Source organism: Winogradskya humida (assembly GCF_016862215.1).
GTDB lineage: Bacteria > Actinomycetota > Actinomycetes > Mycobacteriales > Micromonosporaceae > Actinoplanes > Actinoplanes humidus.
In genome coordinates this window covers 113,644-128,447 of the sequence record NZ_BOMN01000012.1, presented here as the reverse complement: position 1 = coordinate 128,447, position 14,804 = coordinate 113,644, and the positions used below count along the sequence as shown (strand labels likewise).

Annotated in this window: 13 protein-coding genes; all 13 read left to right on the top strand. The window is 69.9% G+C overall.

What is annotated here, in order from left to right:
- Window positions 1-180 precede the first annotated feature (180 nt).
- The 13 genes from Ahu01nite_RS04495 to Ahu01nite_RS04435 are packed head-to-tail and all read left to right on the top strand — an operon-like array spanning window position 181 to window position 13,704.
- The gene (locus tag Ahu01nite_RS04495) at window positions 181-1,212 is read left to right on the top strand and encodes a 3-oxoacyl-[acyl-carrier-protein] synthase III C-terminal domain-containing protein (protein ID WP_203835091.1); all 1,032 of its coding nucleotides are present in this window, start codon (window positions 181-183) and stop codon (window positions 1,210-1,212) included.
- Window positions 1,212-3,008, top strand: a complete 1,797-nt coding sequence (locus Ahu01nite_RS04490; protein WP_203835090.1) for an HAD-IIIC family phosphatase — start codon at window positions 1,212-1,214, stop codon at window positions 3,006-3,008. Before Ahu01nite_RS04495 ends, Ahu01nite_RS04490 begins: the two co-directional genes overlap by 1 nt.
- Complete coding sequence (locus tag Ahu01nite_RS04485; protein WP_203835089.1) at window positions 3,005-3,265, top strand: acyl carrier protein; 261 nt, start codon at window positions 3,005-3,007, stop codon at window positions 3,263-3,265. Before Ahu01nite_RS04490 ends, Ahu01nite_RS04485 begins: the two co-directional genes overlap by 4 nt.
- Window position 3,266: 1 nt before the next feature.
- Complete coding sequence (locus Ahu01nite_RS04480) at window positions 3,267-4,541, top strand: lysine N(6)-hydroxylase/L-ornithine N(5)-oxygenase family protein (protein WP_239158608.1); 1,275 nt, start codon at window positions 3,267-3,269, stop codon at window positions 4,539-4,541.
- Between the two features lie 18 nt (window positions 4,542-4,559).
- On the top strand, window positions 4,560-4,928 hold the full coding sequence (locus tag Ahu01nite_RS04475) for a cupin domain-containing protein (protein WP_203835088.1): 369 nt from the start codon (window positions 4,560-4,562) through the stop codon (window positions 4,926-4,928).
- The gene (locus Ahu01nite_RS04470) at window positions 4,925-6,514 is read left to right on the top strand and encodes a class I tRNA ligase family protein (RefSeq protein WP_203835087.1); all 1,590 of its coding nucleotides are present in this window, start codon (window positions 4,925-4,927) and stop codon (window positions 6,512-6,514) included. Before Ahu01nite_RS04475 ends, Ahu01nite_RS04470 begins: the two co-directional genes overlap by 4 nt.
- A gap of 1 nt (window position 6,515) precedes the next feature.
- Complete coding sequence (locus Ahu01nite_RS04465) at window positions 6,516-7,760, top strand: ATP-grasp domain-containing protein (protein ID WP_203835086.1); 1,245 nt, start codon at window positions 6,516-6,518, stop codon at window positions 7,758-7,760.
- A complete protein-coding gene (gene ddaH / locus Ahu01nite_RS04460) occupies window positions 7,757-8,560 on the top strand; it encodes a dimethylargininase (RefSeq protein WP_203835085.1) in 804 nt (267 codons plus the stop codon). Before Ahu01nite_RS04465 ends, ddaH begins: the two co-directional genes overlap by 4 nt.
- Window positions 8,557-8,889, top strand: coding sequence for an avidin-fold protein (locus Ahu01nite_RS04455; protein WP_203835084.1), 333 nt, complete (start codon window positions 8,557-8,559; stop codon window positions 8,887-8,889). Before ddaH ends, Ahu01nite_RS04455 begins: the two co-directional genes overlap by 4 nt.
- The gene (locus Ahu01nite_RS04450; RefSeq protein WP_203835083.1) at window positions 8,886-10,703 is read left to right on the top strand and encodes an ABC transporter substrate-binding protein; all 1,818 of its coding nucleotides are present in this window, start codon (window positions 8,886-8,888) and stop codon (window positions 10,701-10,703) included. The genes Ahu01nite_RS04455 and Ahu01nite_RS04450 overlap by 4 nt, the downstream gene beginning before the upstream one ends.
- Complete coding sequence (locus tag Ahu01nite_RS04445) at window positions 10,700-12,001, top strand: cation:proton antiporter (protein WP_203835082.1); 1,302 nt, start codon at window positions 10,700-10,702, stop codon at window positions 11,999-12,001. The genes Ahu01nite_RS04450 and Ahu01nite_RS04445 overlap by 4 nt, the downstream gene beginning before the upstream one ends.
- A 12-nt stretch (window positions 12,002-12,013) precedes the next feature.
- Entirely contained in the window at window positions 12,014-13,258 is a 1,245-nt protein-coding gene (locus Ahu01nite_RS04440; RefSeq protein ID WP_203835081.1) for an ATP-grasp domain-containing protein, read from the top strand.
- Entirely contained in the window at window positions 13,258-13,704 is a 447-nt protein-coding gene (locus tag Ahu01nite_RS04435) for a hypothetical protein (protein ID WP_203835080.1), read from the top strand. The genes Ahu01nite_RS04440 and Ahu01nite_RS04435 overlap by 1 nt, the downstream gene beginning before the upstream one ends.
- Window positions 13,705-14,804: the final 1,100 nt, after the last annotated feature.

Below are 14,804 nucleotides of genomic sequence, written 5' to 3'. Positions count from 1 at the left end.
GGTCAGCCAAATGATGATTTCCGGGCGCCCGGGAATCGATTACCGGGCGTACGGCGAATTCGATGACGACTGCTGCGAGCGACGCTGACATGGCCGCAGATTCGTTGTCCACGAACGGAAAACCCCGTTAGAAACGCTCTCGGCACCGAAAACAGAATGGTTTGAAGCCGAGGAGCATCGATGGCAGAACGACCGGCGGCATTCGGCATCACCGGATTCGGTTACGCGTTCGGCGAAGACACCGACGTTCGCAGCAGCGCCGCGGACTATGTGTCCGATCCCGAGCGGGTCACCCGGTGGGGGTTCGACACGTTTCACCGTGCACCGGACGGCGTCACCGCCGTCGGGCTCGCCGCCCGGGCCGCCCACGCCGCACTGGAGCGGACCGGCGTGGCTGCCGGGGATCTCGACCTGGTCGTGCTGGCGGCTTCCGAGGTCCCCGAATACCCGAACTGGGACGCGAGCGCCGCCCTGGCCCGCGAGCTCGGCATCGCCAAGGTGCAGACCCTGCTGCTCAACGAGGGGTGCGCCGCGGGCGTCACCGGTCTCGGACTGGTCGCGGGGCTGATGGCCGTGCAGCCGGAGCTCGACCGGGTGCTGTTCGTCGCGGTCAACCGGGTCAGCGAGTTCCACCGCAACCGGATGACCGTGAACAACGCGGTGCACAGCGACGGCGCGGTCGCCGTGGTGCTGCGCCGTGGTCACCCGGCGCTGCGATGGCTGGCGACCGAGCAGTTCACCGATCCGGAACTGAGCGACTGGTTCCGTACGGACTACGGCGGCAGTGTCGCCCCGGTCGCCCCGGCGGGATGGTCCAGCAGGACAGCCGACCCCGGGCACGTACGGGTGCAGTCCCACTTCGCGAAGAACCCGGCCCGGCTGCGCGAATTCGGCGAGCTGCTCAACTCCCGGCTGCTCGACGTCATCGACGGCGCGTGCAAGCGGGCCGGGCTGGACCGCCATGACGTCGCGCATGTCATCTACCTCAACGACAGCCCGGCGGCGATCGAGGAGCTGGTGCGGCCACTGGGGTTGCCCGCCGGGCGTACGAACGCGGCGATCTCGCCAGCGCACAGTCACATGGGCGCGGCCGACCAGCTGACATCGCTCGGCGAGCAGCTGAGCCGCGGCGAGCTGCACGACGATGACGTGGTCGCGCTGACCGGGACGTCGATCGGCATGCGCTGGTACTGCACGCTGGTGCGCGTCTGATGCGCGCCGGGAGCGTACCGAGCCGGCAGACCCTGCTGGAGTCCACCGATCCGGTCCTGTCCCGCAAGGCCGGTAGGCAACTGCGGAAACTGCCCGCGGACCCCGAGCTGCGTCCGGTGACCGTGGCGGTGCTGGCGACGTGCACGGTCGGGCCGTACCGGGACCTGCTGACCTCGGCGCTCGTCGGTGCCGGGATGTGGCCGTCGATCGACGAAGGTGCCTACGGCTCGTTCGAGATGACGCTGGCCTCGGGCCGGTTCACCACCGGGGGCGAGCCCGACCTGGTGTCGCTGCTGATGGACGAGTCGTTCTTCCTGCCCGCCGACTGGTCGCCCGCCGCGGTCCCGGCCCTGGCCGCGTATGTCGAGGGGCGCCTGCACACCTTGCGGGAGCTCATCGCGGCGGGACTCGCGGGAACGGCCGCAACCGTCGTGCTGCACACCGTGCCGCTGCCCGCCCAGGTGCGCGACGGCCTGATCAGCCTCCGGGACCGGGCCGCGGTCGCCCAGCTGTGGGCCGGGCTCAACGCGGGGCTGCTCGACCTGGCCCGTGAACATCCGCAGGTCGTGACCGCTGATCTGGCCGGACTGCTCGCCGACGCGCCGTTCGCGGCCCGCGACGACCGGCTGCACCGGTACGCGGACCTGCCGTACACCGACGGCGCCCTGCTGCTGCTGGCAGGAGAGGTACGCCGCGCTGCCCAGGCCCGCGCCGGCCTGTCCCGCAAGGTGCTGGCGCTCGACCTCGACAACACGCTCTGGGGCGGGGTGCTCGGCGAGACCGGGGCGGACGGCATCGAGCTCGGCGGCCTCTACCCGGGCAACGCGTACCGGCAGTTGCAGCTCAGCATCCGGCGGCTGCGCGAGCAGGGGGTCATCCTCGTGCTCGCCAGCAAGAACGACGCGGCGCTGGTCGACGAGGTGCTCGTCGGGCACCCGGAGATGGTGCTCGGCGCGGACGCGTTCGCCGTACGCGCGGTGAACTGGAAGGCCAAGGCCGGGAACCTGCGGGCCGCGGCCGAGTCGCTCGGGCTGTCCACGGAGTCGATGGTCTTCCTGGACGACTCGCCGTTCGAACGCGGCCACGTCGCCGCGGAGCTGCCCGGCACCGTTGTGCTCGATCCGAGCGGCGACCCCGCCCACCTGGTACGCACGGTGCTGCGTACCGGATGGTTCGACGTCCTTGATCTCACGAGGACCGACCGGGAACGGCCTCAGCTCTATCGCGCCCGGGCGTTGCGCAGCGACTTCTCCACCGGGTTCGGGTCCTCATCGGACTACCTGACGGCGCTCGGACTGCGGCTGGCCCCGGCGGCCGTTACCGGCTACACGGTAGCCAGGGCGGCGCAGCTCGCGGCGCGTACCAATCAGTTCAACCTGACCGGCGAGCGCTTCGACGGGGCCACCACCACGGCCATGAGTACGTCACCCGACCACCTCGTGGCGACGTTCGAGGTCAGCGACCGCTTCGGCGACGAAGGTGTCGTCGGCGCCGTCTGGGTGCACCGCGACGGCGGCCGGTGGCGGGTGCTCAACCTGGTGCTCAGCTGCCGGGTGCTGGGCCGCGGCATCGACCTGGCCATCGCCGGCTGGCTCGCCCGGCAGGCCCGTGCCGCGGGCGCCACCCGCCTCGAAGCCAGCTACGTGGCCTCGAAGAAGAACGGGGTCGCGGCCGGTTTCTGGAGCGCGGCCGGGTTCGCCGCCGATGCGCGGCCCGGCTCGTTCGTGCTCGATCTGACCACCGAGCCGGGCGACCTGCCCGGCTGGATCACCCTTCGCGAACGGAGCGACGCATGACCACATCCGCAGTGGCGACCGCCACGACTGTCGCCGAGATCCTCGCCGGCGTGCTCGACGAGCCGGCCGCTGCCCTGCGTGAGCAGCCGATCCTGGCCGCCCACGACTGGGACAGCATCACCTCGCTCGAAGCGCTGGCGCACCTGGAGGCCCACTTCGACATGAGCCTCGACCTCACCGCTTTCAACGCCGCACGCACGGTCGACGACCTGACCGCCCTCGTCCACGAGCACCGCAACCACCCCACGGGAGACTGACGTGCATCAAGAAGTCGAGACACTGGCCATCGGGGCCGGGCCCGCGAACCTCGCGATGGCCATCGCCCTGGAGGAACTGGCGCCCAAGGAGTTCGCCGGCGAGACCCTGATCGCGGAGCAGCACGACGACGTCGTCTGGCAGCGCGGGATGCTGCTGCCCTGGTCACAGAGCCAGGTGTCGTTCCTCAAGGACCTGGTGACGCTGCGCAACCCGCGCAGCCGGTTCTCGTTCGTCAACTTCCTGCACGCGACCGGGCGGCTGGACGAGTTCATCAACCTCGGCAGCTTCACGCCGTACCGGCTGGAGATCTCCGCGTACCTGGCCTGGGTCTCGCGGTCCCTGGAGCACGTACGCATCGAGTACGGCCTGCGCTGCACGTCCGTCGAACCGGTCCCGGACGAGTCGGGCGTCGTCACCCACTGGCTCGCGCACTTCGCCGACGGCCGCACCATCCTGTGCCGCAACCTCGTGCTCGGCGCCGGGCGCGACGCGCACATCCCGGCGGAGTTCGCGGCGCTGCCCCGGGAACGGGTTCTGCACAGCACCGAGTTCGCGACCCGCGTCGAGTCCCTCGACCCGCAGTCCGTCCGTCGCGTGGCGGTCATCGGGGGCGCCCAGAGCGCGGCGGAGATGCTCGTCGCCGCGCACGAACGGTTCACGCGGGCGAAGTGCACGATGGTCATGCGCTCGATCGGGCTGAACTCGTACGAGAGCAGCAAGTTCACGAACGAGCTGTTCTATCCGTCGTTCATCGACGAGTTCCACGCCGCGCGTCCCGAGGCGCGCGAGCAGCTGCTGCGTGAGATGCACCGGACCAACTACGCGGGCCTCGCACCGGCCACCCTCGACGGGCTCTACCGCGAGATGTACCTGAGCCGGCTCACCGGCTCGCAGCGGCTGCGCCTGGTGACGATGACCGAGGTCGAGGACGCCCGGATGGACGGCGACGAGGTCGTGCTGAGCCTGGTCGAGCGGAAGAACGGCGAACGCAGCGAGCTGCGCAGCGACATCGTGCTGCTCGGCACCGGGTTCGTCCGCGGGATGCCCCGGGTGGTCAACGACCTCGCCGCCGCGCTCGGCATCGGCGACGTCACGGTCGACCGCAACTACCGGATGAACGTCCCGCCCGAGGTTACCGCCGGCTGCTACCTGCAGGGCGTCAACGAGGCCACCCACGGGATCGCGGACTCCCTGCTGAGCGTCCTCGCCGCACGCTCCGGAGAAATCGTGACCGACCTGCTCGAACACCGCGCCGCCGCACTCGCGGCCCGCTGAGACATCGGAGGCAGAGACATGGAAATCCGTAAACTCGACCGGGAAACCCTCAAGCCGGACAACGGACTGCGGGCCCAGCGGCTCATGCCGTGGGAAGTGCTCAACGCCCCCTTCGAGGGCTCCTGGTGCGTCGTCTCGCCGGGCGCCGTCTCCGGTGCGCACGGCCACCACGAGTACGAGATCTGGGTCGCGATGACCGGTGCCGCCACGATCATCACGGACGAGGGGCGTACGCCGTTCGTCGCCGGTGACATCGTCCACTTCGAGCCTGAGTTCCGTCACCAGGTCGTGAACGAGAGCGACACCGATTTCCAGATGTACTCGGTCTGGTGGGACGCCGAGCTGGCCAAGAACTTCGCCGACCGGCACGCGGCGGTCAAGGAATGACGCAGCGCCCCGCGATCATCGTCGCGGCCACTCCCACGTCCAACGGCGACCTGCACCTCGGGCACATGGCGGGCCCGTACCTGTCGGGTGACGTCTACGCCCGCTACCTGGCCGCGACCGGCCGCGACGTCGTCTACACCACGATCACCGACGACAGCCAGACGTACGTCTCGACCACCGCGCAGCGCCAGGGCCTGTCCCCGGAAGCGCTGCGGGCCACCTCGACCGACGCGATCGCCGCGTCCCTGCGCGCCCTCGGCATCGGCATCGACGGGATGCCCCCGATCGGCGCGAGCTACCGCGAGACGGTGCGGACCTTCGTCGAACGGCTGCACCGCAACGGCCGCCTGCGACTGCGCAAGGTACGCATGCCGGTGGCCCGCGCCACGGGCCAGGTGCTGTTCGACGGTTTCCTCGGCGGCACCTGCCCGGCCTGTCTCGCGGGCAGCTCCGGCGGGGTCTGCGAGGGCTGCGGGCACCCGAACCACTTCGACCAGCTCCTCGACGCGGCGCCGGCCCTCGACCCGGGCGCGGAGTTCGAATACCGCGAGTACGAGGTGCTCGTCCTGCCTCTGGAGGAATACCGGGAGCGGCTCCGTGCGTACTACGACGAGCGCCGTGACCTGTGGCGCCCGCACGCCCGGCAGCTGATCCAGGAACTGCTCGCCGGCCCGTTGCCGGACGTCCCGGTGACCGTGCCGGGCGACTGGGGCCTGCCCGCGCCGTTCGCCGAGACCCCGGGCCAGCGCATCTACCCGTGGATCGAGGCCATGCCCGCGGTGATGTACGCCAGCGCCTGGGTCGCCGCCCAGCGCGGGCCGGCCCCGGCCGGGACCGACGACCTCTGGCGGCGCGAGCGGGACCCGGAGATCGTCTACTTCCACGGCTACGACAACGTCTACTACTGGGGCGTCGTGGACCTGGCGCTGCTCATGGCCCACGACGACAGGTACGCGCTGCCCGCCACGAACGTCTGCAACGAGTTCTACGAGCTCGACGGGCAGAAGTTCTCCACCAGCCGCAACCATCTGGTGTGGACCCGGGACCTGCTGGAGGGCGTGCCGCGTGACGTCGCGCGGTTCTATCTGGCCCTGACCGCACCGGAGTTCCAGCGGTCCACGTTCACGCGGCCGGCCTTGCGCACCACCACGGGCGCGCGGCTCGTCCGGCCGTGGAACGAGCTGGCGGCACAGCTGGCCCTGCTCACCGGCAAGGTCGTCGACACCGAGTTGCCGACCACCGAGAACGGCCGGCTGCGCGCCAAGGTGCTCACGAAACGGTTCGCGGGCTGTTACGAGCTGGCGACGTTCTCCATGGGCCGGGCGGCCGCGATGGTCGCCGACCAGCTCGACCGGCTACGGGCCGCGTCGGGTGACCTGAAGGACGACCCGGCGGCCCTGGGCGACCTGTTGCTCGAGGTCCGGGCCCTGCTCGCCGGCGCGGCACCGCTGCTCGTCGACGTGGCGGCCCGGGCCGCGGGCCAGGGCGTGGATCTGCGGCTCGACGACAGCGAGCCGCCGGATTCGATCACCGCGTTCACGCTGCCCGCGCTGGCGGGCGACCACGACGGCACCGGGAGGAGCTGACATGAAACTGCTGGCAATGGAGACCCTGCAGTACCTGCAGTACTACATCTCGCGTTACCGGCAGGTCGAGGAGCTCGGCGTTGAGCTGTTCGTGCTCAACGGTCAGGGCACCGACGACTTCTGGCCCGCGGAGCGTTACCGGGTGGCGGGCTCGCAGCAGATCGACGACATCATCGCGGTCGCGAAGGAGTGGCACGCCAGGGAGCACTTCGACGGCGTGATCACGTTCTCCGAGTCCGCTGTCATCACCGTGGCGGCCGTCGCCGACGCGCTCGGGCTGCCCGGCATCCCGGTGCAGGCAGCCGTGCAGAGCCGCAACAAGCTGCTCATGCGCCAGGCCCACGAACGGGCCGGCGCGCCGATCCCCGGGTTCCGCTACGCCGAGGACGAGAAGCAGGCGCTGGCTGCCGCCGAGGAGTTCGGCTATCCGGTCATCCTCAAGCCGACGATGGGCGCGGGCAGCAACTTCGTCTTCCGCGTCGACGACGCCGAGCAGATGGGTCAGCGTTTCCAGCAGGCCAGCGAGGGCATCGCGAAGATGTTCTGGGCCACCTCGGAGCCGACCGGCCTGGACCTCGGCCCGCAGGGGTTGCTCGTCGAGTCGTTCCTCGAGGGCAAGGAATACCTGATCGAGGCGCTCGCCTGGGACGACGAGGTCTACCTCGGCTCGGTCGTGGACCGGATCACCGCCGAGGGCGCGACGTTCGACGACGACGTGCACCACGCGCCGACCACGCTGGACGACGTGACGCTGGAGAAGGTGCATCGCGCGGTCCGGGCCGGTGCGCACGCCCAGGGTCTGCGGCGCAGCGTCATGCACGCCGAGGTGCGGTTCCACGACGGGGAGCCGTACCTGCTGGAGATCGCCGCCCGGGTCGGTGGCGGCGGCCTGGACATGATCGCCAGCATCTCCGCGGACTACGACCCGATCCACGCGGTGGTCGATGTCGCCCGCGGGCAGCACCCCCAGGTCCGTCACTACCAGCCTACGGGTACGCACGTAGCCGCGATGTGCCTCATCAGCGATGCCGGAGTCGTCGAGCACGTCGACGTACCCGCCGAGGTCAGCGACTCGGAGCGGGTGTTCCTCCTCAAGATCACCGCGAGGCCGGGTGACCTGATCCGCCGCCCGCCGGACGGGAACACGATCCTCGGCTTCCTCGGCACCACCGGGGACTCGATGGACGAGGCCGTCGGCACGATGAACGACTTCGCGTCCCGGATCACCGTGAGGTTCGCCCGATGATCGCGCGTACCAGGCGTTTCCTGCTCTGCCCGCCGACCTATTTCGACGTCACGTACTCGATCAACCCGTGGATGGAACCGGCCAAGCCCACCGACGGCGCGCTGGCCCTCGCCCAGTGGGAGCGGCTGCGCAGCCTGCTGATCGGACTCGGTCACACCGCCGAGCTGATCGACCCGCTGCCGGGTCTGCCCGACATGGTGTTCGCCGCGAACGGCGCCACCGTCGTCGGCGGCAAGGTGTACAGCGCGCGGTTCCGGCATCCGCAACGAGCTGCCGAAGGGCCCGCGTACGCGGAATGGTTCCGCACGCACGGCTTCCCGGTGCACGACGCGGACCACGTCAACGAGGGTGAGGGCGACCTGCTCGTCGCCGGTGACCGGATCCTGGCCGGCACCGGTTTCCGCACCGACGCCCGCGCCCACGAGGAGGCGGCCCGGGTCCTGGACCGCGAGGTGATCGGCCTGCGCCTGGTCGATCCGCGGTTCTACCACCTCGACACCGCGCTGGCCGTGCTCGACGACGACCAGATCATGTACTACCCCGCGGCGTTCTCCGAGCACAGCCAGGACGTGCTGCGCCGGCTCTACCCGGACGCCGTGCTGGCCACCGAGCAGGACGCGGAGGTGTTCGGGCTCAACGCCGTGTCCGACGGCCGCAACGTGCTGCTCGCCCCGCAGGCCGTCCACCTCGCACGGGAGTTGTCCGCGCGGGGCTTCGTACCCATCGGCATCGATCTTTCCGAACTGCTCAAGGCGGGCGGCAGCGCCAAGTGCTGCGTCCTGGAGGTGCGCGAGTCATGACCACCATCGACTACGACGGGCGCCGGTTCCGGCCCGCGGAGGACGACGCGAAGAACCGGGTCGCGTACTACCGCCAGGACGGTGACCTGCTGTGGGGTCACTTCCTCGGCGGGCGCGCGCGGCGCGGTGCGCTGACCGGGACGTGCGCTGCGGACGGGACGCTGCGGTTCGCGTACAGCATGGTCCTCGACGACGGCGAGATCGTCTCCGGCAGCTGCCGGAGCACCCCGCACCTGCTCCCCGACGGCCGGGTCCGGCTGCACGAGACGTGGGAGCGCTACGGGACCAACGCCGGCAGCGGCGAATCCTGGCTGGAGGAGATCCGATGACGACCGCCCAGGTACCCGCAGTCAGCGGCACTTCGACGAGCCCGCGCAAGGGCGGGACGGTCACGTGGGCTTGCGCCCCGGGCTTCCCGCCGGCGGTGATCTTCCCGTTCACCCCGGCCGAGCGGATGGGCACCCGCAACATCCTCGAGTTCCAGATGCTGATGTACCGGCCGCTGTTCTACTTCGGCAGCCGTGGCACGCCCGAGGTCGACTACGACCAGAGCATCGGCGAGGAACCGCGGTGGAGCGAGGACGGCCGTACGGTCACGATCCGGGTCAAGCCCTGGAAGTGGTCGAACGGCGAGACGCTGTGCGCCGACAACGTCCTCTTCTGGGTCAACCTCATGAAGATCAAGGGTGACAGGTACGGCGAGTACGTCCCGGGCTACTTCCCCGACAACCTCGTCGACTACGGCAAGACGGCCGAGGACACCGTCTACTTCACGTTCGACAAGGTGTACTCGCGCAAGTGGGTGCTGATGAACCAGCTCAGCACGATCACACCGATGCCGCACGCGTGGGACCGCACCGACGCCGGGCCGGCCAACGCTTCCGGGGGCGTGGCTGACGTACCCGCCGTCTATGACTTTCTGATGTCCGCCCAGGGCAACATCATCTCGGAGACCAACGAACACCGGACGAAGTGGGCGGACAGCCCGATCTGGAGCATCGTCAGCGGGCCGTGGCGGCTGAAGAGCTACACGCTCGAAGGCGTTGTCACGTTCGTGCCCAACGAGGCGTACTCGGGGCCCGACAAGCCGCACCTCGACGAGTTCCGCCAGGTGCCGACGTTCTCCGACGACGAGCAGTACGAGATGCTGCGCAACGGGCCGACCGCGGACAAGGGCATCCAGGTCGGGTATCTGCCGCTGAGCTTCACGACCGAGGCGACCGACGATCCGGCCAGCGGCGCCGCGAACCCGCTCGCGCCCGACTACCGGATGGTGCCGCAGGTTGCGTACTGCATCCGCTACTTCTGCCTGAACTACAACAACCCGACGGTCGCCGGGAAGATCTTCGCCCAGCCGTACTTCCGGCGGGCACTGCAGAGCTGCCTCGATCAGGACTCGGCCGTCCGCGACATCTATCACGGGTACGCGTACCGGCAGAACGGTCCTGTCCCGATGCTGCCCGTCACCGACCTCGTCTCGCCGAGGCAGCGCGAAGGTGCGTGGCCGTTGCCGTTCGACCCGGCCCGCGCCAAGCAGTTCCTCGACGACAACGGCTGGGACACCTCGGTCTTCCCGGCGATCTGCGTGAACCCGGGCACCGGCCCCGGCCAGGCGGGCGCGGGCATCCCCGCCGGCACCTCGATGAGCGTGCTGCTGCGCTACGTCGAGGGCCGCCCGGCGCTGACCCGGCTGATGACGGCGTTCCGGCGCGACGCGGCGCTGGCCGGCATCGACGTGCGGCTCGAGGAGGTCTACGGCTCGGTGCTCGTCGCCGAGGACGCGCCGTGCGTGCCCGGCCCGGACAGCCCCTGCCTGTGGGAGATGTGCTGCTGGAACGGGGGATGGGCCTACCACCACCCGAGCGGCGAGATCCTGTTCGGTACGGGCGCCGGCGGCAACTTCGGCCACTGGAGCGACGCCCGCGCCGACGAGCTCATCGAACGCACGGTCACCTCCGACGACCTCGACGTGCTCTACGAATACCAGGACTACATCGCCGAACAGGTCCCGGTGATCTTCACGCCGAACTTCCCGATCCGGCTCTTCGAGGTCGACGAGCGGCTGCGCGGTTTCGAGGTCAACCCGTTCGGCATGATCAACCCGGAGAAGTGGTATTTCGCTTCGGATGGTGACGCGGCATGAACCTGTCGGCTTCGTACACCCCACTCGCCGCCCACCAGCTGCTGCTGTTCCTGCTGCAGGTGGGGCTGCTGCTCGGGATCGCGCTGGTGCTCGGCCGGCTCGCGCTGCGCCTCGGGATGCCCGCCCTGGTCGGCGAGCTGACCGCGGGCGTCCTGCTCGGACCGTCCCTGCTCGGCAATCTCGCGCCATCGGTCTCGCACCTGCTGATGCTGCAGGACAGCGAACAGCGGCACCTCGTCGACGCGGTCGGGCAGATCGGCGTCCTGCTGCTCGTCGGCGTCACCGGCTCGCAGCTCGACCTGTCACTGCTGCGCCGCCGCCCCGGCACCGCGCTCTGGGTCAGCGGCAGCGGCCTGCTCGTCCCGCTCGCCGGCGGTCTGGCCCTCGGTGCCCTGCTGCCCGGTTCGGCGCTGGCCGATCCGGGGCAGCGCCCGGTCTTCATGCTGTTCCTCGGCGTCGCGATGGCGGTCAGCGCGATCCCGGTCATCGCCAAGACACTGCTGGAGATGCGACTGCTGCACCGCGACATCGGCCAGCTCATCATCGGCGCCGCGGTGCTGGACGACATCGTCGGCTGGCTCCTGCTGTCGGTCGCGTCCGCCATGGCGACCACCGGCTGGCACGGGCCCGACCTCGCGCTGTCCGTCGGGCTGCTCGTCGCGCTCATCGGCCTGTCGCTGACCGTGGGCCGGGCGTTGCTGCGCCCCGCGCTGCGCTACCTGGACCGGCGCGACGAACCCGGCCTCGACACCGCGTTCTGCGTCGTCGTGGTCGTCCTGCTCGCGGCGCTCACCCACGCTCTGAAGATGGAGCCGGTGGTCGGCGCGTTCCTGGGCGGGATGCTGCTCGGCTCGACGGGAATGCTCAACCACCGCCGGCTCGTACCCTTGCGTACGGTTGTCCTGGCCGTTCTTGCGCCCCTGTTCTTCGCCACCGTGGGTCTGCAGATGAACCTGACCCTGCTCGCCAAGCCGAGTGTGCTGCTGGTGGCGCTCGTGGTTCTCGCGGTGGCGATCGGCGGCAAGTTCATCGGCGCGTACGCCGGAGCCCGCATCGCCCGCCTCAGCCACTGGGAGGGCCTGGCGGTCGGCGCCGGCCTCAACGCCCGCGGCGTCATCGAGATCATCGTGGCGACCGTCGGACTGCGGCTCGGCGTCCTCACCCCCGCCATGTTCACCGTCATCGTGCTGGTCGCCCTCGTGACCTCGCTGATGGCCCCGGTCCTGCTCCGCCGCACGGTCCGGCACATCCCGATCACCACCGAAGACCGCGTCCGCGAACAGACGCTAGCCGTCTGAGAAAGGCCAGTGATGACGGACAACGACCCACGCCCACGGCTGCTGCTGGTCGCCAGCGGCTGGCAACCCTTCCGCGAATACCTGCTCGCCTCGATCGCCGGCAGCTTCCGCGTCCACCTGTTCCACACCACCGAACCGGCCTGGGAACAGCAGTACCTCACCGGCTGGACGGTCCTGCCGAGCACCATCGACGGCCCGGCCATGGCTGACGCCGCCCTGCCCCTGCACGGTGACTCACCCTTCGCCGGGGTGCTGTGCTGGGACGAGGGGCGCATCCACGCCACGTCGTTCATCGCCCAGGCACTCGGCCTGCCCAACGGCGACCCGGACGTACTCTGGCGCCTGCGCGACAAGGCCCAGACCCGGGCGGCGCTGGCCGGCACCGGCGTCGCACAACCCCGCTCGGTGCCGGTCCGCGACCTGCCCGGCGCACTCGCCGCCGCCGAATCCGTCGGCTACCCGGCGATCCTCAAACCCCGCGGCCTCGGCGCCAGCCTCGGCGTCGTACGCATCGACAACGCCGCCGAGCTACGGTCCCGGTTCGCCTTCACCCGCGACACAACCGCACCCGACCCGGTCCACTACAGCACCGACGACCCCGTCCTGGTCGAGCAATGTGTGACGGGCGAGGAGATCAGCGTCGACGCGGTCATCCAGGCCGGCGTCGTCACCCCACTCTTCATCGGGCGCAAGGTGGTCGGATTCCCACCGTACGCCGAGGAGGTCGGCCATTTCGTCGACGCCCGCGACCCCCTCCTCAGCGACGAGCGTTTCATCCTTGTTCTGCAGGAAGCCCACACCGCACTGGGCTTCCGCGACGGCTGGACCCACACCGAGTTCATGCTCACCGCGGACGGCCCCTCCCTGATCGAGGTCAACGGCCGGCTGGGCGGCGACCTCATCCCGTACCTGGGCCTGCTGGCCACCGGCATCGACCCGGGCACAATCGCCGCCCAGGCCGCCTGCGGCCTCCCTCTAGAGCTCGGCTCGGACCGCCATCAGGTCGCCGGCGTCCGCTTCTTCTACGTCGACGAGGAGGACACAACCCTGGGCGCGATCGGCTTCCAGGAGGCGGCGCTACCCCCATCGATCAACCGCGCGGCCCCGATCGCGGCTGTCGGCGCAGTGGTCTCACCGCCACCGAAGGGCACGGTCTGGGGCCGGATCGCGTACGCCGTGGCAACCGGCCCCACCCGGGCATCCTGCGAGACCGCCCTGGATTGTGCAGGCGAAGCACTGGAATACAAGCTGGCCTGATGGAACACGACTTCGACTTCCTCCACGGCAGCTGGAACGTCCACAACAGACGCCTCCGCGACCGCCTCACCGGCTGCACCTCCTGGGAGGAATTCCCGTCCACCGCCCTGATCACCCCCCTGTTCGGCGGCGCCGCCAACGTCGACGAGATCACGTTCCGCTCGGTCTCGGGGCTCACGCTACGGTTGTGGGACCCGGCCGCTCAGCACTGGTCACTGCACTGGACGACCAGCGACACCGGCCGCCTCTTCCCGGCGATCACCGGGACCTTCACGGACGGCGTCGGCACGTTCTACGGCAACGACACGGAGGGCGGGACGCCGGTCCGGGTGCGCTTCATCTGGTCCGGCATCACCGCTGACACTGCCCGCTGGGACCAGGCATTCTCCACGGACGGGGAAGAGACCTGGGAGACCAACTGGGTCATGGAACTGACCCGGGCCTGACGTCACGCCGGCTCTGCTGCAAGGCGCTCGGCGGGGGCATCCCGCCGGGCGCCTTGTTCAGCCGGACCTTGCCCCTCCTGGGCCGGATTTCGTCCTTGGCCTGGGCGTCGTTACGGTCGGTCACCTCGCTCAGAAGGTATGTGTGATGTGCTCAGACATGATTGCGCCTCGCTTGACAGCTGACGCCGCCAGAAGTTGCGTTACCCAGGGCCTCGACGCAATCTCTGGCGAAATTTACGCCCTGACAAACCGCGCGCCGCTGGTGCCGGCGGCGGAGACCACGCGGTGTCACCGAGGGGTCCGACCTCTGTGGACGTATTCTCTCGGCCCAACGCAATGCCCCCACCACCCGGCCTCTCCGCCCGCCTTTGCTTCCCGCCGGCCGATCTTGTAGCTAGGCGTGCGAATTGCGTGGATAGGCGTAAATAGTTCCGTCACCTTGGGTGTCCGCCATGGCGGGTGACTGGGTGCGCAGCTCGGCGTTCCGGGCTTCAGTATCTCTGCCGCCGCTGCCGGCCAGTTAGGTTGCGCACAACTAAATTGTGCACAACCTAACTGGCCGGCAGCGGGGTGGGCCGAGCCCGGGCGCTCTGGCGCTGTGGCGGGATGTGAAATCTCGGCCGGTGGCCGGTGGCCGGTGGCCGATGGCTGAGGGCTGGGTCAAGGCCGGGGCTGAGCTGCGGGCCGGGCCGGGCTGGGCTGCGAGCTGGGGCTGGGCTGCGGGCTGGGCCATGGCTGCGGGCTGGGGCTGGGGCAAGGTTGCGGGCTGGCCAAGGCTGAGGGCTGCGGGCTGGGGCTGGGCTGGGCTGCGAGCTGGACCAGGGTTGTGGGCCGGGCCGGGCCAGGCCAGGCCAGGCCGCGGCCGGGAGCTGTCGGCCGGCTGGTGGTTGCGGGCCGAAGGGTGGGGGCCAAGGTCGGGGTGTGGGGTCGGGTGGGTTCGTTCGGAGGAGGCGGTCTGACCCGCTCGGTGACAGTGTGTGGTTTCCGTTTTTGGCTTCAGCTGCAGACGATTTAGGCGGGTGTGAAACTCGCCAGAAATTGCGTCGAGGCCCTAATTATCGCAACTTTTGGCGGCCTCGGCTGTCAAGCGTGGCGCAATC